The organism is Actinoplanes sp. OR16 (genome assembly GCF_004001265.1).
Taxonomy (GTDB): Bacteria; Actinomycetota; Actinomycetes; order Mycobacteriales; family Micromonosporaceae; genus Actinoplanes.
The window spans coordinates 2,810,892-2,830,231 of record NZ_AP019371.1 but is presented as its reverse complement, the minus strand read 5'-3'; the positions used below and the strand labels follow the sequence as shown (position 1 = coordinate 2,830,231).

General features: G+C 71.0%; 19 protein-coding genes. 4 read left to right on the top strand and 15 right to left on the bottom strand.

Going from position 1 to position 19,340, the window contains the following annotated elements; translation table 11 throughout:
- Positions 1–72: 72 nt before the first annotated feature.
- Entirely contained in the window at positions 73–1,212 is a 1,140-nt protein-coding gene (locus EP757_RS13075; RefSeq protein WP_127545584.1) for an SAM-dependent methyltransferase, read from the top strand.
- Here the strand turns inward: EP757_RS13075 and EP757_RS13070 are convergent.
- Complete coding sequence (locus tag EP757_RS13070) at positions 1,205–2,209, bottom strand: hypothetical protein (protein ID WP_232050491.1); 1,005 nt, start codon at positions 2,207–2,209, stop codon at positions 1,205–1,207. The genes EP757_RS13075 and EP757_RS13070 overlap by 8 nt on opposite strands.
- Positions 2,202–2,414 carry a heavy-metal-associated domain-containing protein gene (locus EP757_RS13065; protein ID WP_127545581.1) on the bottom strand — a complete coding sequence of 71 codons (213 nt, stop codon included), beginning with the start codon at positions 2,412–2,414 and terminating at the stop codon, positions 2,202–2,204. Before EP757_RS13065 ends, EP757_RS13070 begins: the two co-directional genes overlap by 8 nt.
- A gap of 103 nt (positions 2,415–2,517) precedes the next feature.
- On the opposite strand from EP757_RS13065, the gene EP757_RS13060 reads away from it, so the two are divergent.
- A complete protein-coding gene (locus tag EP757_RS13060) occupies positions 2,518–3,009 on the top strand; it encodes a GNAT family N-acetyltransferase (protein ID WP_127545578.1) in 492 nt (163 codons plus the stop codon).
- Between the two features lie 63 nt (positions 3,010–3,072).
- On the opposite strand, the gene EP757_RS13055 is transcribed toward EP757_RS13060, so the two are convergent.
- On the bottom strand, positions 3,073–5,196 hold the full coding sequence (locus tag EP757_RS13055; protein ID WP_127545575.1) for a RecQ family ATP-dependent DNA helicase: 2,124 nt from the start codon (positions 5,194–5,196) through the stop codon (positions 3,073–3,075).
- A gap of 102 nt (positions 5,197–5,298) precedes the next feature.
- On the opposite strand from EP757_RS13055, the gene EP757_RS13050 reads away from it, so the two are divergent.
- Positions 5,299–5,721: a hypothetical protein gene (locus EP757_RS13050; RefSeq protein ID WP_127545571.1), complete on the top strand. Its 423-nt coding sequence runs from the start codon at positions 5,299–5,301 to the stop codon at positions 5,719–5,721.
- On the opposite strand, the gene EP757_RS13045 is transcribed toward EP757_RS13050, so the two are convergent.
- The 11 genes from EP757_RS13045 to EP757_RS12995 form a co-directional block, all read right to left on the bottom strand.
- Entirely contained in the window at positions 5,693–6,418 is a 726-nt protein-coding gene (locus EP757_RS13045) for an SDR family NAD(P)-dependent oxidoreductase (RefSeq protein ID WP_127545569.1), read from the bottom strand. The two genes, EP757_RS13050 and EP757_RS13045, sit on opposite strands and share 29 nt — an antisense overlap.
- Before the next feature lie 19 nt (positions 6,419–6,437).
- Positions 6,438–8,156, bottom strand: a complete 1,719-nt coding sequence (locus EP757_RS13040; protein WP_127545566.1) for a serine/threonine-protein kinase — start codon at positions 8,154–8,156, stop codon at positions 6,438–6,440.
- A gap of 56 nt (positions 8,157–8,212) precedes the next feature.
- On the bottom strand, positions 8,213–9,688 hold the full coding sequence (locus EP757_RS13035; protein WP_232050490.1) for a fused MFS/spermidine synthase: 1,476 nt from the start codon (positions 9,686–9,688) through the stop codon (positions 8,213–8,215).
- 35 nt (positions 9,689–9,723) lie between these two features.
- Positions 9,724–10,179: a deaminase gene (locus EP757_RS13030; protein WP_127545563.1), complete on the bottom strand. Its 456-nt coding sequence runs from the start codon at positions 10,177–10,179 to the stop codon at positions 9,724–9,726.
- A 98-nt stretch (positions 10,180–10,277) separates the two neighbouring features.
- Positions 10,278–11,291 carry a hypothetical protein gene (locus EP757_RS13025; RefSeq protein WP_232050488.1) on the bottom strand — a complete coding sequence of 338 codons (1,014 nt, stop codon included), beginning with the start codon at positions 11,289–11,291 and terminating at the stop codon, positions 10,278–10,280.
- Between the two features lie 63 nt (positions 11,292–11,354).
- Entirely contained in the window at positions 11,355–12,128 is a 774-nt protein-coding gene (locus tag EP757_RS13020) for an SDR family NAD(P)-dependent oxidoreductase (protein ID WP_232050487.1), read from the bottom strand.
- Positions 12,129–12,138: 10 nt separating this feature from the next.
- A complete protein-coding gene (locus EP757_RS13015) occupies positions 12,139–12,960 on the bottom strand; it encodes an inositol monophosphatase family protein (RefSeq protein WP_127545558.1) in 822 nt (273 codons plus the stop codon).
- Positions 12,953–13,405 (bottom strand): response regulator, encoded by a 453-nt coding sequence (locus tag EP757_RS13010; RefSeq protein WP_127545555.1) that lies wholly within the window; start codon positions 13,403–13,405, stop codon positions 12,953–12,955. The genes EP757_RS13015 and EP757_RS13010 overlap by 8 nt, the downstream gene beginning before the upstream one ends.
- A complete protein-coding gene (locus tag EP757_RS13005; protein WP_127545553.1) occupies positions 13,402–15,003 on the bottom strand; it encodes a CHASE3 domain-containing protein in 1,602 nt (533 codons plus the stop codon). Before EP757_RS13005 ends, EP757_RS13010 begins: the two co-directional genes overlap by 4 nt.
- Positions 15,000–16,196 (bottom strand): PP2C family protein-serine/threonine phosphatase, encoded by a 1,197-nt coding sequence (locus EP757_RS13000; protein WP_127545550.1) that lies wholly within the window; start codon positions 16,194–16,196, stop codon positions 15,000–15,002. The genes EP757_RS13005 and EP757_RS13000 overlap by 4 nt, the downstream gene beginning before the upstream one ends.
- Before the next feature lie 91 nt (positions 16,197–16,287).
- Positions 16,288–16,629, bottom strand: a complete 342-nt coding sequence (locus tag EP757_RS12995) for a hypothetical protein (protein ID WP_174262383.1) — start codon at positions 16,627–16,629, stop codon at positions 16,288–16,290.
- A 75-nt stretch (positions 16,630–16,704) separates the two neighbouring features.
- Here EP757_RS12995 and EP757_RS12990 point away from each other — a divergent pair, with 75 nt between their 5' ends.
- Positions 16,705–19,059, top strand: a complete 2,355-nt coding sequence (locus EP757_RS12990; protein WP_127545545.1) for a M28 family peptidase — start codon at positions 16,705–16,707, stop codon at positions 19,057–19,059.
- Here the strand turns inward: EP757_RS12990 and EP757_RS12985 are convergent.
- Positions 19,056–19,340 carry a Smr/MutS family protein gene (locus EP757_RS12985; RefSeq protein WP_127545541.1) on the bottom strand — a complete coding sequence of 95 codons (285 nt, stop codon included), beginning with the start codon at positions 19,338–19,340 and terminating at the stop codon, positions 19,056–19,058. The genes EP757_RS12990 and EP757_RS12985 overlap by 4 nt on opposite strands.

Here is a 19,340-nt window from a genome sequence, read left to right as displayed (position 1 = left end):
CCACAAAGAGCAGCGCCACAAAGAACAGCGCCAGAAAAGAACCGCCGGAGAGACCGCGTCAGAATGGACGACATGCCAGAACCGCTCGATCAAGCACTCGCCGAGGTCCGGGAGCTGCTGCTCGCTCCGGGCCTGACTCGGGCCGTCGCGGCCGGACGGCGTCGCGGGCACGTACCCTCCGTGACCAGAGCGCAGGTGCGCCCGGTGACCCTCAAGTCCGGGCCGAGACTACAGATCGTCACCGACGACGGCTCGCGGCCGTTCACCCGTAACGTCGCGCCGGGACCCGAGGCGGCCGCCGCGTTCGACGAGCTGCTCGCCGAGCCGTTCGGCAACTGGCACGTGGAGACCGAGTCGGCGACGGTGCAGGTCCGGATCACGAAGAAGGGCGACGCTCAGATCCACCGGGCCGCCGCGGTCGTCGCGAAGCCCGCCGAGCAGACCCACGATCGGGCCAAGCAGTGGCTGCTCGATCCGGGCGATCCGCTCTTCGAAGTGATCGGCGGTAACGCCGCGAAGCGCCGGCAGATCGACGCCTTCCTCCGCGCGCTCGCCGCGACGCTCCCCGACGAGTTGCCGTCGCCGCTGCGCGTCGTCGACCTGGGCTGCGGGAACGCCTACCTGACCTTCGCCGCCTACCGATACCTGGCCGCGCGGGGCGCGCAGGTCGAGGTGGTGGGGGTCGACGTCCGCGAGGATCAGAGGGTACGCAACACCGCCGTCGCGGAGAAGCTCGGCTGTTCCGATCAGGTGAGCTTCGTGGCCGGCACCATCGAGGAGGCGGCGCTGCCCTTCACGCCCGACCTCGTCCTCGCCCTGCACGCCTGCGACACCGCCACCGACCAGGCCCTCGCCCGCGCGGTGCGCTGGGAGGCGAAGTGGGTCCTCGCGGCGCCCTGCTGCCACCACGACATCGCGGCGCAGCTCAAGAACGTCAAGACCCCTTTTCCGTACGGGGAGACGACACGTCACGCCATCCTCCGGGAGCGGTTCGCCGACGTGCTGACGGATTCGCTGCGCGCCGGCCTGCTGCGGCTCAACGGCTACCGCGTCGACGTCGTCGAGTTCATCGACTCGGCGCACACGCCGCGCAACCTGCTGCTGCGGTCCCGCCGCACCGGCGCCGCACCGACCGCCGAGCAGCGGGACGAGTACACGCAGCTCACCGATCAGTGGGGCGTGACACCGGCCCTGGCCAAGATGCTCAGCTGACGACGACCGTCCAGGTCGCCGTGGAGACCTTCCCGGCGACCTGGAAGTCGAAGAACATCCGGTAGGTGCCGGGACTCGGCGCGGCCAGCCAGAACTTGACCTTGCCGTCGACCAGCTGGTTCTCCGGGTGCACGTGGACGTAGGCCAGGTCGTTCTGCCGCAGGACGACGAGGTGCCCGAACGCGCCGAGATAAGGCTCGACGGCGACCGGTTTGCCGGCTGTGTCGGTGACGGTCATCAGGAGGGGCTGGGTCGATGCGGTGCCGGGCGTTCCCTCGTACGAAATCCGGTAGCTCTCCGTGGTCGTCGCTCGTGCCGCGTCCGGAAGGGCGACCGGCACGTAGTCGCCGGCGACCGTCAGATCACTACCCAACGTGGTGGCGATCTCCGCACCGCCGACGAGCGCGGTGAAGTCGGCGATCATCCGGTAGCTGCCCGGTTCGCTCAGCGTGAGGTCGATGCTCCAGGTGCCGTCGGCGGACATCTCCGGGTGCAGGTGCTGGAAGCCGGTGAGGTCGCGGCGGATCACGATGAGGTGCAGCGGCTTGTCGTGCACCACGGCATAGGTGGTCACCGGCGCGCCGCCGGGGCCGTGGATCGTGAACTCGAGTCTCTGCCGGCGGCCGGCCTGGAACGTGGTCTCGACCGGGGTCAAAGTCAGCCCCTGTGAGCTGAGCGACAGTCCGCCGACTGCGACGCCCGCGCCCGCGGCGGGGACCGGGTTCGTGGTGCCGTGGACGTGCGGCTGACTCTCGTCGATCACCGACGACGAAGGAGTGGGCGTGGCGGCCCGGGTGGTGACCGCCGACGTACCGGCCGCGGTGCCGTTGTTGAGGCGGCCCAGCCCATAGCCGGCGAAGAGCACGACGATCAGCAGCGCCCCGACGGCGGCGAACCGGAAGCCGGCGTTCTGCGGCACCGAGGGCGAACCACCCACCGACCCCAGGACAACGGGATCGTCCTCGGTGTGCGCAGTGGAGGGGGCCGGGTCAGGCATCCGCTAGCTCGTAGCCGGCCTCGTCGACCGCTTCACGCACGGCGTCGTCGGTGAGAGGCGTCTCACTCGTCACGGTCACGCCACCGGAGGCGAGGTCGACCTGGACGTCCGCGACGCCGGGCAGCGCCGAGATCTCCTTGGTCACGGCCTGGACGCAGTGCGAGCAGGTCATGCCCGTCACCTGGTAGGTGCTGGTCACCGCCATCGTCGATCCCTTCCAGTCAGCGCCGGGCGGACCCGGACATACCATAACCATACCCCCCACCCGTATGAACCCCGATCGTCGGTCCTGGGTAGATTCCGAAGCCGTGACTGATCGCAGGAACGGGCAGTACGTCCTCACCGAGGACCGGGAACGCGTCGACCTGGACCGGGTGCACCGGTGGCTCTCCGAGGAGTCCTACTGGGCGGCCGGGCGGGAACGCGACGTGGTGGCACGCTCGATCGAGGGCTCGCTGCCGTTCTCCATCCTGAATGAGGACGCGATCCTGAAAGAGGAAGAGCAGGTCGGTTTCGCCCGCGTGGTGACCGACGGCGCCACCTTCGCGTGGATCTGCGACGTCTTCATCGACCCGGCACACCGGGGCCACGGCCTCGGCACCTGGCTGATCGACTCGGTCCTGGAGAGCCTGTCCGAGCGGGGCATCCTGCGTTTCCTGCTCGCCACCCGGGACGCGCACGAGGTCTACCGCCGGTCCGGCTTCGAGCCGCTCGCCGGCGCCCAGCGGTTCATGGAGATCGACAGACGACCGACCCGGAACGCCATCCTCGGCAGCCTCGCCGACCCGGCGTCCGCATAGCCGAAGCCCGAGCCGGCGTCCGCGCAGCCGAAGCCCGAGCCCGGCGTCCGCACAGCCGAAGCCCTAGCCGGCGATGGCCAGCGCCAGTGGAAGGACCGCCTCGGCCCCGGCGCGGCGCAACTGCCGGCCGGCCAGTGTCATCGTCCAGCCGGAGTCGACCAGGTCGTCGACGAGCAGCACCGGCCCGGACAGGCCGGCGGCCAGATCGGCGGGGACGGTGAACGCGTCGTGCAACGTGCGTACGCGCTGGGCGCTGTTGCCCCTCGCCGACTCCTCCCCCGCATGATTCGAGGTCAGGGTGCCCAGGAACGGCAGCCGGCCGACGGTCGCGATGTGCTCGGCGAGGCTGTGGACAAGTTGTGGATGACGGTGTGAGCCGACCGCCACGACGGCCACCGGGCGCTGCTTCCAGGCGTCGTCGCCGTGCGCCCACGACTTCAGCACCTCGACCACCGCGGCCGCCAGATCGTCGGGGATCGGCGCGTCGGCGGACTCCGGACCGGCCACACCCCGCAGCCGGCTCCCCCAGCCCAGGTCGGAGAGGCGGCCGACGACCCGGCCCGGCTCGATCTGCTCGGTCGGCGGGATCTTGCCTTTCAAGCTGACGCCGACCGCGGCCAGACCGGTCGGCCACATCTTCTTCGGCGCGATCTCGGCGCCCGGCCGGCCCAGGAACGCGTCGGCAGCCGCCAGCGCCGCCGACGAGATCTCGGCGTCGAAGAGTGGACCGGCGCAGTTGTCGCAGCGGCCGCACGGCGCGGCCTCCGGATCGTCCAGGCAACGGCGGAGGAACTCCATCCTGCACGCGGTCGTTCCGGCGTACGAAATCATGGTCTTCTGCTCCTGGGAGCGCGCCTCGGCGACGCGGCGCAACCGGACGCCGTCATACGCCCACGGCTCTCCCGTGGCGAGCCAGCCGCCGCGCGTGCGACGCACCGCGCCGTCCACGTCGAGCACCTTGAGCATCAGCTCCAGCCGGGTCCGGCGCAGGTCGACGAGGGGTTCCAGAGCCTGGGTGGAGATCGGCCGGTCGGTCGAGAGCTGGGCGAGGACCGCACGCACCTGGTCTTCCGGCGGGAAGGCGAGGGAGGCGAAGTAACGCCAGATCGCGGCGTCCTCCGGACCGGGCAGCAGCACCACCTCGGCATGCTCGACGGCCCGGCCGGCCCGGCCCACCTGCTGGTAGTAGGCGATCGGCGACGGCGGCGCGCCGAGATGCACGACGAACCCGAGGTCCGGCTTGTCGAACCCCATGCCCAGCGCCGACGTGGCGATCAACGCCTTGATCTTGTTGTCCATCAGGTCCTGCTCCGCGGCGCGGCGCTCGGTGTCCTCGACCTGCCCGGTGTACGACGAGACTGCGAACCCCCGCGACCGCAGGAACTCCGCCGTCTCCGTCGCGGCGGCGACCGTCAGCGTGTAGACGATGCCGGAACCCGGCAGCCGGTCCAGGTGATCGGCGAGCCAGGCCAGCCGGTGTGCGGGGTCGGCCAGCTCGAGGACGGCGAGCCGCAGCGAATCCCGGTCGAGCGGGCCGCGCAGCACCAGCGTGTCCTTCTCCCCCAGCTGATCGGCGACGTCGGCGGTGACCCGCGCGTTCGCCGTGGCTGTCGTCGCCAGGACCGGCGTGTGCGCCGGCAGGCCCGCCAGGAAGGTGCGCAGACGGCGGTAGTCGGGGCGGAAGTCGTGACCCCAGTCGGAGACGCAGTGTGCCTCGTCGACCACCAGCAGACCCGTGCTCGACGCCAGGCCGGGCAGCACGTTGTCGCGGAAGTCTGGATTGTTGAGCCGCTCCGGGCTGATCAGCAGGACGTCGACCTCGCCGGCCCGCACCTCGGCCTCGATCAGCGACCACTCGTCGAGGTTCGCCGAGTTGATCGTGCGGGCGCGGATGCCCGCGCGGGCCGCCGCCTCCACCTGGTTGCGCATCAGGGCCAGCAGCGGCGAGACGATCACCGTCGGGCCGGTGCGCTGCTGCTCCCGCAGCAGGGCGGTGGCCACGAAATAGACGGCCGACTTGCCCCACCCGGTGCGCTGCACGCAGAGGACCCGCCGGTGGTCGACGGTCAGCGCCTCGATCGCGCGCCACTGGTCCTCGCGCAGCTTCGCGTGGTCACCGGCCAGGCGGCGGAGGACCGCTTCGGCGCGGTCGCGGACGGCGGCCCGGTCCTGCGTTGCATCAGTCACCCGGCATGTCTACCAGGGCCATGGACCGGGCCCGGAGTTATCCACAGGCCGCCTTCTCCGAAAGCGGCAAAGGACGACGGCCGGGGTGGAAATCTCGGTGTCATGACCAAGACGATCGCCGAGAAGCTGCTGATCAAGTCGAACTCGACCGTGTGGCTGAACGAACCGGCCCGCCTTCCGCTGCTCACACCGATGCCCGAGGGCGTACGCGAGACCGCCGTGCTCGCCACCGCCGGCACCGCCGTGCTGTTCGTCGAGGACGCCCGGGGCGTACGGGAACAGCTGGCCGAGCACCGGGGTGACCTGGACAAGCCGGGGGCGTTCTGGATCGCGTACCCCAAGGGGAACAAGGCGGACATCGACCGGGACTCGCTGTGGCCGATCGTGGCCGACTACGACATGCGGCCGTGCGGGCAGGTGGCGATCGACGAGCGATGGTCGGCGCTGCGCTTCCGGACGAACGAACCGGGCGAGGGGCCCTTCGAAGACGGCGACCTCAACGACCGAGGACCGAGCCCCCGTTGACGTTGATGATCTGGCCGGTCACGAAACCGCCGCCGGGACCGACCAGCCAGCGCACCGCCTCGGCGATGTCGCCGGGTTCGCCGGCCCGCTTCATCAAGGTCGCGTTCACCCGAGCCTGGTGACCCTCCGGGGTCATCCGCCCGGTGAAGAACTCACTGTCCGTGACATATCCCGGTGAGATCACGTTCGCCGTGATCCCCTCACTGCCGAGGCCGGTGGCGAGGTCGAGCGCGTAGCCGTGCAGCGCCGCCTTCGCGGCCGAGTACGGCCCGCCACCGCCCCGCTGCGCCGCGATCGAGCTGGTGAGGATGATCTTCCCGCCGGGGCGGCGCAGGCGCGGCAGCAGGGCCGTGGTGGTCAGCACGGCGGTGAGCACGTTCGAGTCGAGGTTCGCCCGCCAGCGCTCGGCGACGCCTTCCAGGGTCTGTTCGTCGTGGGCGATGTACGCCCCGGCGTTGTTCACCAGCACGTCGAGGTCCCGGTCGCCGACGGCCTCGACGACCCTCTGCACCTGGGCGGGGTCGGCGACGTCGGCGGTGACCGCGCTCGCCTGTGGCCCGATCCACTTCACCGCGTCGGCGAGCACGTCGGCGCGCCGCCCCACGATGATGACGTCGAAGCCCTCGCCGGCGAGCATGCCCGCCGTCGCCTTGCCGATGCCGGTTCCGCCGCCGGTGACCACTGCGAGTCGTGTCATCCCCCGACCCTAACCAAGATCAGAGCGCCAGGGAGAAACCCGTCCGCCGCTTGGTGGCGGGCGGCGGAGACGGCGGAGGAGCCTTCCGCACCCTCGCAGGCGCCCGCTTCCGCTTCCCCGGCTTCGACGGCGCCCTGACGGCACCCGTCGTGGCGCTCACCGAGTTGTTCTTGGCGGCCCCCGGATTGACGCTGCCCAGCACCTCGGCGCGGCACGGCAGCCCGTCCACGGCGAAGGACAGCGGCAGCGGATTGCGTTCCCGGTAGCCGCCGTGCAGCACGATCGACTTGGACCGGCCCTTGCCGTTCACGACGACGCGGCGGCCCTGCTGGCTGATCGCCTTCGACGCCGGCACCAGGCGTTGCGTGCCGGGGTAGCGGAACTCGACCCGCCAGCGCACGTTCTCGGCCGCCGTCGTGACCACGGTGAGCCGCGCCTCGAAGTCGGTGCCCGAGTCACGGCGGACGTGGTAGGTCACCGCACACCGGCCCTTCGGCGTGCTGGTCACCCGGGCACCGCCGACCGCGGCGTCGGCCGCTCCCGCGGCGGTGGTCTGCGTCCCCTCGACGTCCCGTGACTCCTCCCGGGCCGACCAGCTGAGCGCGGTCGAGCCGAGCATCACGACGGTGGCCAGCGCGGCGATCGCCGGCATCCGGCTCCGGCGGCCGGTGGACTTGTCGCGCAGGCGCCGGCCGGGGAAGAGCCCGCCGACGAAGAGGCCACCGCCGAGAGGGCGCACGCCACCGATCCGCAGGGCCGCACGCACCTTGAGTCCCGTCCGCAACTTCAGTGCCGCGAACGTGCGGGGAGCACCGGGGACCGGCGCCACCGCGCGAGCGGCCGGCACGATCGGCCCCTCCCCGGTACGCAGCGGCGCGATGATCGGCCGCAGCCCGATCGTGGCGGCCAGCGCACGGGCCACTTCCGCGGCGGCCGGCCGGTCGACCGGGTTCTTCGCGAGGCAGCGCATACACATGGCGGCCACGCCGGCGGGCATGCCGGGCAGGTCGGGGACGGGTTCCGGGTCGGAGTAGAGGTGGGCGCGCAGCGCTTCGGCGGTGTTCTCGGCGGGCCACGGCATCCGGCCGGTGAGCGCGCGGTAGAGCAGCAGGCCGAGGGCGTAGACGTCGGTGGCCGGGGAGACGGACGCGCCACCGAGACGTTCCGGGGCGAGGTACGCGGGTGTCCCGAGCAGGCTGCCGTCCGGCGCGGCGTCCCGTTGCCCGACGACCGCCGAGATGCCGAAGTCGACGACCTTCGCCCCGGTCCCGGTGATCATCACGTTCGCCGGCGTGACGTCGCGGTGCACGACCCCGCGCGCGTGTGCCGTGGCCAGGGCGGACGCCACCTCGGCAGCGATACCCACCGCCTCCCGCCAGTCGAGGGAGCCCTGCCGGCCGATCCGCGCGCCGAGCGATTCGCCGTCGTTCAGCTCCATCACCACGAACGGGACGGTCAGTTCCTCGGCGATCCGCGCCTCACCGAAGTCGAAGATCCCGGTGATGTGCGGATGGCAGAGCCGGGCCGCGGCGAACGCCTCCTGCCGCAGCCGGTCCCGGAACGTCCGGTCCTCGGCCAGCTTCGGGGACAGCACCTTCACGGCGACGTCGCGGCCGAGCGTCTCGTCGTACCCGCGCCAGACCACCGACATGCCGCCGGTGCCGAGCTTCTCCACGAGGCGGTAGCGCCCCGCGATGCGGAGCGATCCGCCCTGCCCGTTTCGCTCCGTTCGCGCCATGCGCCGATTCTCGCCCGAGCGCCGGTCCGCAGTGCCGCAAACAAAGGAAACCCGGTTCAGCCCGCCAGCAGCTGATCCACCGGGGCGTAGTCGTCGGTCAAGACCCGGGCGTCATCGACGAAGGCGTCGAGCTCGGCGCCGGCCAGGAGCGAGACCCCCTCCAATCTCGTACGCACACCGTCCAGCGGCAACGGGCTCTTCGAAGCGAGGATCACGAAGTTGGATCCGGTCCCCCCGGCGATCGCCTCCGGTGGCGCGATCAGTGCGACGTGCGGGAACGCCGCCGCGACCGTCGCCACCTCGGCCCGGATGAAGCGGTTCGGCGGGTAGTCGATCACGTTCTGGGCATAGACCCCGCCCGACCGCAGCACCCGCGCCACGTCATCGGCCATCTCCTTCGTCGCGAGATGCCACGGCACCACGAGATGACCGAACGCGTCCCCCACCACCAGGTCGTACGTCCCGGTGGACTGCGCGGCCAGCCCCACCCGGGCGTCGCCGATCCGCACCCGCAGGTCGGGGCCGGTGACCAGGCCCAGTTTCTGCTTGTCGAGGTCGACCAGGCCACCGTCGAGCTCCAGCACCAGCTGATCGCTGCCGGGGCGGGTGTCGCGCAGGTAGTTCGGCACGGTGAACCCGCCGCCGCCGAGGTGCAGGGCGTCGACCGGGCCGGCCGGCAGGGTGTCGGCGACCGCGCCGATCCACTGGACGTACTCGAACTCCAGGTAGCGGGGGTCGTTGAGGTCGACGTACGAGTGACGCGCCGAGTTGAGGATCAGCGTCTGCCCACCGGGCCGCGTGGGGTCGGCCTGCACCCGGGCGCAGTGGTAGGCGGTCTCCACGTCACAGGGCGTGGGCGAGGTGGCGCCGAGACCGGCGCCGACCAGACCGACGGCTGCCAGCGCGGCCCGTGTCCGGGGCGAACCGGGCAGGTCCCGGCGCTGCCACCAGCCGAGCAGCAGCCCGCTCACGGCGAGCAGCCCGGCGAGGCTCAGCACGATCGCGCTGCTCGGCATGGTGGCCACGAAGACGAAACCGGTCACCAGGGTCGCCGTGATCGCGCCGAGGGTGCCGATACTGGACAGCCGGCCGACCACGCTGCCGGCCTGCCGCAGATCGCCGAGCTGCAGTTTCACGACCATCGGCGCGATCGTGGAGAGCACGAACGCGGGCAGGAAGATGGCGAGCGCGGCGAGCAGCAGCACGGCCGGGGCGGCGCCGCCGCGGAGCAGCTCGCCACCCCAGCGGACCAGCGGCAGGGTGACGGCGGTGCCGATCGCGCCGAGGATGAGGGCGGGGGCGAGCAGTGCCCGCGGGTCGAACCGGTCGGCGAGCCGGCCACCGAGCCAGGCGCCGTAGGCGATCGCGGCCAGGGCCACCCCGATCACCGAGCTGCTGACCTGGAGGGTCACGCCGACGTACGGCCCGACCAGCCGCAGCGCGACGATCTCCAGGACGAGGACGGCCCCGCTCGACCCGAAGGCCAGAGCCGAGGCGAGGGCGGAGGGCAGGGCGCGCGGCGGGTTCTCCACCGCGCGGATGCTACCGGCGCACGCTGCGAAGATCCTTAGTGGCGGCCCGCCAACACGCCGAGGTGCAGGTTGGGTGCCTGGGCGGGGAGCGAGAACTCCGGAAGCTCGACGACCTCGATGCCGGCGGCACGCAGCAGCGCCACGCCCTCGCAGTGCACGAAGATGTCCGGCTCGCGCCAGGCGATCACCACCCGCGGGATGCCTGCCGCGATGATCAGGCTGGTGCAGGTGGCGTGCGGCCGGCTGGCCCGCTCCGAGCACGGCTCCAGGGTGCTGTAGATCGTCGCGCCGGACAGCCGGCCGTCACCGGCAGCCTTGTTCAGGGCGGACTCCTCGGCGTGCACGCGCGCGGAGCAGTCCCGCGAGAAGCCGGAGGCGATCTCCCGGCCGTGCTCGTCGACGATGACCGCCCCGACCGCGAAGGCGGTCTCGGAACGCGGGCAGCGGTGCGCCAGGTCGACGGCGTGGCTCATCCACCGGTGGTGGTCCATACGGCTCCAGTCTGCGGTCACGGGTTCGGCCCGTACCTCTTCGGAACGCTAGCGCCGCACTTTCGGTTCCGAACCGGAAGAGCACGGAATAGCAACCCTCACAGCATGGAGAGATGTACGTGGTTCGTGTGCACCGCCGCAGGTCCACCGCTTGCGCTGTACGCGCGCCAGCCGGTGCTCGGCATCCAGATCTGCCGGTACCAGATGACGTACATCACACCGAGCTCCGACGCGTTCTTCACGAAGTACGCGGCCAGCCGGTCACCGAACGCCTTGTCCCCACCGGTCGCCGCAGCGTTCTTGAACGTGCTGGAGTTCGCCGAGAAGTCGCAGGCCCGGCCCTTCGGGTGCTCACCGGAGGAACGGGAGCTGTAGCAGACCGTGTAGCGCTTGAAGCCGTCGGCGCGGGACTCCTGGTAGGCGTGCAGGGTCCGCGGCGTGATGCAGCCGGTCGAGGTCGGGTCGTTGACCGTGCAGGACTCCTTGGGCCAGGAGCCGTCGGAGTTGCGCGGCGCCGGTTTCGCCGCCGGGGAGTCGGCGTCGACGAATCCACCGGCCGCCCCGCCGCCGACCTCGGCCAGGGCGAGCTCGGCCTGCTTCTTCTTGCGGGCCATCACGTCGACCTGCTTCTTCTGCTCCTTGATCTCGGCGTCCAGCGCGGCCTTGGCCCGCTTCGACGTCTCGACCTCGTCGCGGTAGTCGGCGAGCATCCGGCTGTCGACCTGGGCGAGCATGTCGAGGCTCTGGATCCGCTCCATGAAGCCGTCCGGCGAGCTGCTGTTGAGCAGCATGCTCACGGTGCTGACCCGGCCCATCTGGTACGACCGGTTCGCCAGCTCGCTGACCTGCTCGGTCATCGCGTCGGCGGCCTTCTCGGACTCCTTGAGCTTCGCGGTCAGCTGTTTCTGCCGCTTCTTCGACGAGGCCAGCTTCGTCTTCGCGGAGTCGTACCCCTTGGCGGCGGTCTCCAGCGCGGTACGCAGTTTCTTGGTGCCGCCCTCACTGTCCGGCTCGGCGAGAGCCGGCGACGAGGGCGCCACCAGGATCACCGCGACGGCGGCGGCGAGCAGAGCCAGCAGGGCGGTGCATCGGCGCGGAAATCTGGCCGCCACGGATACCTCCAAGTCGGGAGCGCCGGTACTTTACCGCGCCGGACCTGGAGTAAGGGAGATCGATCAGGTTGCCGAGTATCCACCGTCGACGAACAGTGTCTGACCCGTCACGGCGCGTGCCGCATCACTCGCCAGGAACACCGCACAACCACCGAAATCCGTCGGCAGGCCGTTGCGCCCGATCATCGTCCGCGCCGCGTGTGCCGCCACTTTCGCGGGATCGGCGAAGACCGGCTCGGTGAGCGGCGTGTGCACCACACCGGGCGCGATCGCGTTGCAGCAGACACCGTCGGCCGACCACGCCTCGGCCTGCGACCGGGTGAGGCCGACCAGTCCGGCCTTCGCCGCGCCGTAGGCCCCACTGTTGCCGTAGGCCCGGAACGCCTGCTGCGAGACCACGTTGATGATCCGCCCCCAGCCACGCTTCGCCATCGCCGGCGCGAACGCCTGCCCGAGCAGGAACGGCGCCGTCAGGTTGGCTTCGAGGGTCAGGTCCCAGACGTCGTCGGTCAACTCCGCCATCGGGGGACGAAGATTCACGGCGGCGGAGTTCACGAGGATGTCGGGTTCCCCGTACGACTCAATGATCTTGATGGCAGTGGCCTTGATCGCCTCACGCACGCCCAGGTCCGCCGAGATCGCGCCGGCCTCCACACCGTGTCCGCGCAGCTCGGTGACGACCTCGGCCATCGGCGCCTCGCGCCGGGCGACGATCACCACACGCGCGCCGGAACGGCCGAGGGCCAGGGCGATCTCCCTGCCGATCCCGCTGCTGCCGCCGGTCACCACCGCGGTGCGCCCGCTCAGACCGAAGATCCCATCCAGGTACGTCGACACGCCCGTCTTCCTAACCTTCCGGTACGTCCGGGGCCCCATCCGGGAACAGCGTGCCCTGGACGGTCGCCCAGATCTCGTCGTTGGCGGCGACCAGCAGACCCCGCTTGCGGTTCGTCGGCCGATAGGCGGACCCGTCCCAGTGCCGGACCGTGCCGCCGGCCTCCTCGACGATCAGCGAACCGGGCACGTGGTCCCACGGCAGGATCCGCCAGAACATCGCGAACTGCTGCTCGTCGGTGGCGACGGCCGGGTATTCGTACCCCGCGCAGTGCCGCCCCGGGGTGTGCCCGCCCAGACCCGCCGCGTTCGCCCGGACGGAATCGCGCAGATCGTCCGGGAAGTACTTGTGCGAGATCACGCCGTGCAGCGCGCCGGCGCCCGGATCGTCGGTACGGGTCTTGACCCGGACCCCGTCCCGGTACGCCCCGGAACCCGCCTCGGCCACCGTCAGGTGATCACCGACCACGTCCAGGATCCAGGCCGCCTGCGGCTCACCGTCCCGGACCAGCGCGACCATCACGCAGAACGGCGACTTCCCGGCGGCGAAGTTGTTCGTCCCGTCGACCGGGTCGACGATCCACACGGCGCCGTCCGAGCCGACCCGGTCCCGGATCGACGGGTCGGCGGCGACCGCTTCCTCACCGACCACGAGCGAGCCGGGCAGCAGCGCGGTGAGACCCCGGGTCAGCGCCCGCTCCGACTCCTGGTCGGCGATGGTGACCAGGTCACCGGGCGCCTTCTGGGTCACCTCGCCCTCGGCCAGGTGTTTCCAGCGCGGCAGGACGACCGTCTGCGCGACCTCGCGGATGAGCTCGGCGACCTGATCAAGCACGCGGCGGCAACTTCACGACGCTGACGAAGAACTCGTCGATCTGGCGGATCACGGCGATGAACCGCTCGAAGTCCACCGGCTTGGTCACGTACGCGTTCGCGTGCAGCTGGTAGCTGCGCAGGATGTCCTCGTCGGCCGAGGAGGTGGTCAGCACGACGACCGGGATCCGGCCCAGATCGTCGTCCTTCTTGATCTCCTCGAGCACCTCGCGGCCGTCCCGCTTCGGCAGGTTGAGGTCGAGCAGGATCAGGTCCGGGCGCACCGCTCCCGCGAACTGGCCCTCGCGGCGGAGGTAGGCGAGCGCCTCCGAGCCGTCCGACACCACGGTGAGCTTGTTGCGGACCTTGTGCTCCTCGAACGCCTCCTGGGTCATCAGGACGTCACCCGGATCGTCCTCGACCAGCAGCACCTCGATCGGAGTACCGCTCTCCCGCTCCATGCTCATGCTCCCACCACCTCTCGCTCCTCGGCCTGTGTCTCGGGGTCCTCCGTACCGGGCAGCACCGGCAGCGTGAAGTGGATCGACGCGCCCTCCGGCACATCGGTGTCCAGCCAGACCCGACCGCCATGGTATTCGACGATCTTCTTGACGATCGCCAGTCCGATGCCGGTGCCCTCGTACGCGTCCCGCGAGTGCAACCGCTGGAAGATCACGAAGACCTTGTCGGCGAACTCGGCCTCGATGCCGATGCCGTTGTCCCGCACGTTGATCTGCCACTCGCCGCCGTCGCGCTCCACGGTGATCGTCACGACCGGCGGGACGTCCGGACGGGCGAACTTGAGCGAGTTGCCGATCAGGTTCATGAAGAGCGTGGTGAGCAGCGGCTCCTCACCCTCTACTGTGGGCATTTCCGGCCAGGTGATCTCGGCGTTCTCGCCGGCCCGCGCGTCGAGCTGCGACTTCACGTCACCGAGCACCTTGTTCAGGTCGACCTCGGTGAAACCGGCGGTGAGCCGGCCGATCCGGGAGAACGCCAGCAGGTCGTTGATGAGGCGCTGCATCCGCTGCGCGCCGTCGACGGCGAACGCGATGTACTGGTCGGCGCGCTCGTCCATCTGACCGGCGTAGCGCCGCTGCAGCAGCTGGCAGAAGCTCGCCACCTTACGCAACGGCTCCTGCAGGTCGTGCGACGCCACGTAGGCGAACTGCTCGAGGTCCCGGTTCGACCGGGTGAGCTCGTCCGTCTGCGTCTTGAGCTGCTGGTTCACCCATTCGACGTGGCTGCGCGCGTCCCGGACCTCGGAGAGCTCGCTGGCGATCTGCTGGCGCATCCGGTCGACGTCGGCGGCGAGCGCCACCAGGTCGGACGACCCCTGCCGGCTCTCGATGTGCTTGTCGTAGTCACCGGCCGCCACCTGGCGCACCTGGGCGGCCAGGTCGGTGATCGGCCGGGTCACCACCCGGTCCAGCAGGAAGAGCAGGAACGCGCCGGTCAGCACGATGATCACGGCGGCCGCGATCTCGATGGCGACCATGGTGCGGCTGGAGTCGCGGGCCGCGTCGGCCGAGGCGGTCCGCAGCACCTGGATGTGCGACTGCATCTCGGCGACCGCCGTGCGCACCGCGTCGAACTCGGCGGTGTCCGAGGCCTCGACCATGGCCTGTGCGGCCTCCGGCCCCTGCTCACGCACGGCCTTGATGATCGGTTCGGCCACCTCGGCCCGCCAGGTGTCGGCCCGCGCCTTGACCATCGCCAGCGCATTGCGGATGTCGTCGTCCTCGGGGCGCAGCAGCGTCTCGATCCGGGCGATCTGCCGCTCCTGGTCGGCGAGGCCCACCTCGTACGGCTGGAGGTTGCGATCCTCGCCGGTGATCGCGTAGCCGCGGACGCCGGTCTCCTGGTCGACCAGGGCGGTGTTCAGCGTCTCGCCGGCGGCCCGCATCGGGCTCGCCCGGTTCAGCACGTCGTCGACCTGGCGGTTGTTCGCGGCGGCGGTCGCCGCGGCGAAGACGCCGAGGCCGCCCAGCACGACGCCGACCGCCACGCAGAGCGCGATGATCCTCTGGCGCAGCGTCCAGTTACGCGCGTTGAACAGGTTCACCGTCCACCTCCCCGGGAGATCAGCAACATGGCCACGTCGTCGGTGAGCGGGCCGCCGTTGTCCTGGTCGGCGCGGGCCACCAGCCACGGCGGCAGCCCGGCCAGCGGCACCTCGCGGGCGGCCGGCTCGTCCAGCAGCTTGCAGAGCCCGTCGACGTCGAGCCGCTCGGCGCCGACGCCGGTGTGCCCCTCGATGAGGCCGTCCGTATACATCAAGAGGGACCAGTCGTCACCGGTGAACTCCAACTCCGTCGCGGGCGTCGGCGTGGGTTTTACCCCGAGCACGATGCCCGTACGCGCGGCCACCGGGTGGGCCTGGCCACCGGAGAGCACCACCGGCGGCGGGTGACCGGCCAGGCGGACCGTGGCGCGGTTCGACGACAGGTCGATGACCGCGGCCGCGACCGTGGCGAACACCTCACGGGCCCGGCGCTCGCTCATCAGGACCTGCTCCAGCGACGGCAGCACCTGCTCCTCGGGGACGCCGGCGAGCACCAGCGCACGCCAGGCGACCCGGAGCTCGACGCCGAGGGCGGCCTCGTCCACGCCGTGCCCGCAGACGTCACCGACGATCACGTGCAGCCGGTCGTCGCCGACCTGCACCACGTCGTAGAAGTCGCCGCCGAGCAGGCCCAGCGCACGACCGGAGCGGTAGAACGTCTCGACACCGACCTCGGCGGTCTGCATGAGCGGCTGCGGCAGCAGACCTCGCTCCAGGCGGGCCGACTCGGCTTGCAGCAGCTCCACCTCGCGCAGCCGGCGGGCGTTCTCGTCGGCGCGCTTGCGCTCGACCGCGTACCGCAGCGAGCGGACCAGCAGGACGCCGTCGACCTGGCCCTTGACCAGATAGTCCTGTGCGCCCTCGGCGACCGCCTGCACACCGAGGTGCTCGTCGGACCGGCCGGTGAGCACACAGACCGCGGCGCCCTCGGCCGCCGCGAGCAGTTTGCGCAGGCCGTCGATGCCCTGGGCGTCGGGCAGGCCGAGGTCCAGCAGGATGCACTCGATGCCGGCGAGCCGCTCACGCGCCTCACGCAGGCTGCTGGCGACGGTCAGCTCGAAGGGGGCGTCCGCCTCGGTGAGCAGCTCACGAACGAGAAAGGCGTCGCCCTCGTCGTCCTCGACGAGCAGGATCCGTAACCGTTCCAGCTGGTCCGCCGCGTACCGCGAGGGCGCGAGCGACCGCTCCGTCATTCCGATTCCCCACTCGCCGCATAGGTGACCCGCAAATCGTGTACCACTCCGAGCGTGACCACAACTCGCGTCACCACGTCGTGACCTGGGATCACTTGGAGCCGTCGTTCTCGGTCGCGATCCGGCGGGCATGCTCCGTGATCACCTGACCGAGGATGCCATGCAACTGGCCGCAGTCCCGGCAGTGCAGGTTCTCATCGAGATGACGCCCGCCACAGGCCGAGCAGTTCCCCCGGTCCTCCGGATCGCGATAGGACACCAGCGCACGGCACAGAGCGCGCACCACATGATCACTCAGGGTGAATACGTCCTCGCCGAGTGCGGTTCGCACGCCGACGACGGCGACGGGCGCGGCGTCCGGATGGGGGTTGTACGGGGACACCGCGTCGATGAATTCCGCGATGACAGCGGCCGGGTCGAGCGGAGTAGTCACCCGGACCACGCTATCGCCCGCGCCAATGGATCTTCGGGGTACCCGCCGGTGACATCGAGCGCTTAGATGTCACCCATGCGTGACTTCGCTCTCACCAGGCCCGCACGCCGCGGGATCGCCGCGGCAGCGGTGCTGGCCGTCCTGGCCCTGGCCGGGTTCGCGGCGATCAGGTCGATCACCCCGCCGGCGCCGCTGCCCGCCTCGGCCCCGGCCGGCGAGTTCAGCGCCGAGCGCGCCTTCGCGGAGGTACGCACGATCGCCGCGGTGCCGCATCCGGCCGGCAGCCCGGCCAACGAGAAGGTGCACGACCACCTGATCGAGACCTTGCGCGGCCTCGGTCTGTCCCCCGAGTCGCAGGACACCGTGACGATCCAGGGCGGCACCCTGTCGGCGAGCGCGGGCGGTGCCGGCCTGGCCCGGGTCCGCAACGTCGTCACGCTGATCCCCGGCGCCGCCTCGACCGGACGGATCTTCCTGGTCGCCCACTACGACTCGGCGCAGGTCGGCCCGGGCGGCAACGACGACGCCGCGGGCACCGCCTCGATCCTGGAGATCGCCCGCGCGCTGACCAGCGCCGGCGACAAGCTCCGCAACGATGTGGTGCTGGTGCTCACCGACGCCGAGGAGGCCTGTCTCTGCGGTGCGAAGGCGTTCGTCGACCAGCACCCGCTGGCCCGGGACGGCGGCGTCGTCCTCAACCTGGAGGCCCGCGGCAGCGACGGCCCGGCGATCATGTTCGAGACCTCGGAGAACAACGGAAAGCTGGTCGGGGCGTACGCGCACGCGAAGCAGCCGGTCGGCACCTCGTTCGCTGTCGAGATCTACCGCCTGCTGCCGAACGACACCGACTTCACCCCGTTCCTGGATGCCGGCTTCCTCGGGCTGAACGCCGCCTACATCGACGGCGCCGCGGTCTACCACGCGCCGACCGACACCCCCGAGTCGATGAACCGGGCCAGCCTGCAGCATCACGGCGCGAACACCCTCGCGGTGCTCCGGGAACTCGGCGGCCGGGATCTGGCGGGCATCGGCGAGGGCGGCGACGCCACCTACTTCCCGGTGCCGGGGCTGCTGGTCAGCTACCCGGGCGCGCTGGTCTGGCCACTCGCGGTGCTCGCTCTGGTCGCGGTCGTCGCTCTTGCCCTCCTGGTACGCCGACAGCACCGCGCCACCGGCCCCCGGATGGCAGCGGCAGCCGGCCTGGCACTGATCCCGATCGTGCTGGCCCCGGCCCTGGCCCAGGGTCTGTGGGCACTGCTCGTCGTGATCCGCCCGGAGTACGGCGGCCTCCCGATCGACCCCTACCGTCCACTCTGGTACCGGCTCGCCGTGATCGCGCTGGCCGCGTTCACCGTCCTCGCCTGGTACGCGCTGCTGCGCCGCAGGATCGGCCCGGCCGCGCTGGCCGTGGCCGGTTTCGGCTGGCTGGCCGTGCTCGGTGTGGTGCTCGCGGCGGTGACGCCCGGTGGCGCCTATCTGGCCTCGCTGCCTGCCCTGGCCGGGGCCCTCGCGGCCGTTCTCGCCATCAGCGTGCCGCGGCTCGCGGTGCCCGCCATCGCGCTCGGCGCCGTGGTCGCCGTGGTGATCCTGCTGCCGACCGTGCTGATGCTCTTCCCCGCGCTGGGCATGCCGATGGCCGGGGTCGGCGCGTTCCTGACCGTGCTGCTCGGTCTCGCGCTGCTACCGGTCGTCGACCTGGTCCACCCGGCGGCGGGCGGCGCCCGGGGCCTGGAGGCGCTGACGGCCCGGCGGCTCGGCGCGGTCCCGTCCGTGATCGCCCTGCTCGCCGTGCTGGCCTGCACCGCGACCGGTCTGGCCGTGGACCGGTTCGACGAGGAGCATCCGTCGCTCACCCACCTGATGTACGCCCTCGACGCCGACACGCAGCAGGCCCGCTGGCTGAGCCACGAGGCCGACCCGCAGGACTGGACGGCGCAGTACCTCACCGAGCCGGCCGCCACGGTCACCGCTTCGCTGCCGGCGTTCGGCGACGAGGAGTTGCGGAGTGGTCCGGCGACGGCCTGGTCCGACCTCCCGCCGCCGCTGCTGACCCTGTCCGGGGATTCGGCTTCGTCCGGTGAACGCACGCTGCGGTTGTCGCTGAAGCCTCAGCGACCGGCCCGGTTCGTGACGCTGCACGTGGCCGAGGCCACGGCCGTCACCCGGGCGACAGTCGCCGGCCGTCCGGTCGACGTGACCGGGGTCGCCGGGGACGGCTGGGGTTTCGGGTTCGTCTTCCACGCGCCGCCGGCCGAGGGGGTCGAGATCGTTCTGACGGTCCGGGGCACCGGACCCGTCACGTTCCGGGCGATGGACGCCACCGACGACGTGGCGACCATCCCCGGGTTCCAGGCCCGGCCGCCGGGCGTGGGTGTCCTGGGATCGCACAGCAGCGAGATGGTGGCGATCGCCAAGTCCTACACGCTTTAGCGTCCCCTGCCACGCCGGCCGGTCGGCGCGTCGTGCCGGAAGTGGACGAAGAGACGGCCCCAGTTGTCGCCGTCCTTCTCCACCCGGTGGTAGAGCTGCTTGATCTCCTTCTGGTCGAGGAAGCGGAGCACCTTCTTCTTCAGTGCTCCGCTTCCCTTGCCAGGGATGATCTCGACCATCGCGGCCTTCTTCTGGATGGCCTCGTCGATGACACCTCGCAGGGCACGGTCGATCTCGTGGCCCTTGTTGAAGATGTCGTGCAGATCCAGCTTCAGCTTCAC

Coding starts and splice junctions, on each gene's coding strand:
- EP757_RS13030 (WP_127545563.1), bottom strand. CDS start 10,179: ATGGACCACCACCGGTGGATGAGCCACGCCGTCGACCTGGCGCACCGC.
- EP757_RS13045 (WP_127545569.1), bottom strand. CDS start 6,418: ATGACACGACTCGCAGTGGTCACCGGCGGCGGAACCGGCATCGGCAAG.
- EP757_RS13050 (WP_127545571.1), top strand. CDS start 5,299: ATGACCAAGACGATCGCCGAGAAGCTGCTGATCAAGTCGAACTCGACC.
- EP757_RS13010 (WP_127545555.1), bottom strand. CDS start 13,405: ATGAGCATGGAGCGGGAGAGCGGTACTCCGATCGAGGTGCTGCTGGTC.
- EP757_RS12990 (WP_127545545.1), top strand. CDS start 16,705: ATGCGTGACTTCGCTCTCACCAGGCCCGCACGCCGCGGGATCGCCGCG.
- EP757_RS13000 (WP_127545550.1), bottom strand. CDS start 16,196: ATGACGGAGCGGTCGCTCGCGCCCTCGCGGTACGCGGCGGACCAGCTG.
- EP757_RS13040 (WP_127545566.1), bottom strand. CDS start 8,156: ATGGCGCGAACGGAGCGAAACGGGCAGGGCGGATCGCTCCGCATCGCG.
- EP757_RS13070 (WP_232050491.1), bottom strand. CDS start 2,209: ATGCCTGACCCGGCCCCCTCCACTGCGCACACCGAGGACGATCCCGTT.
- EP757_RS13075 (WP_127545584.1), top strand. CDS start 73: ATGCCAGAACCGCTCGATCAAGCACTCGCCGAGGTCCGGGAGCTGCTG.
- EP757_RS13065 (WP_127545581.1), bottom strand. CDS start 2,414: ATGGCGGTGACCAGCACCTACCAGGTGACGGGCATGACCTGCTCGCAC.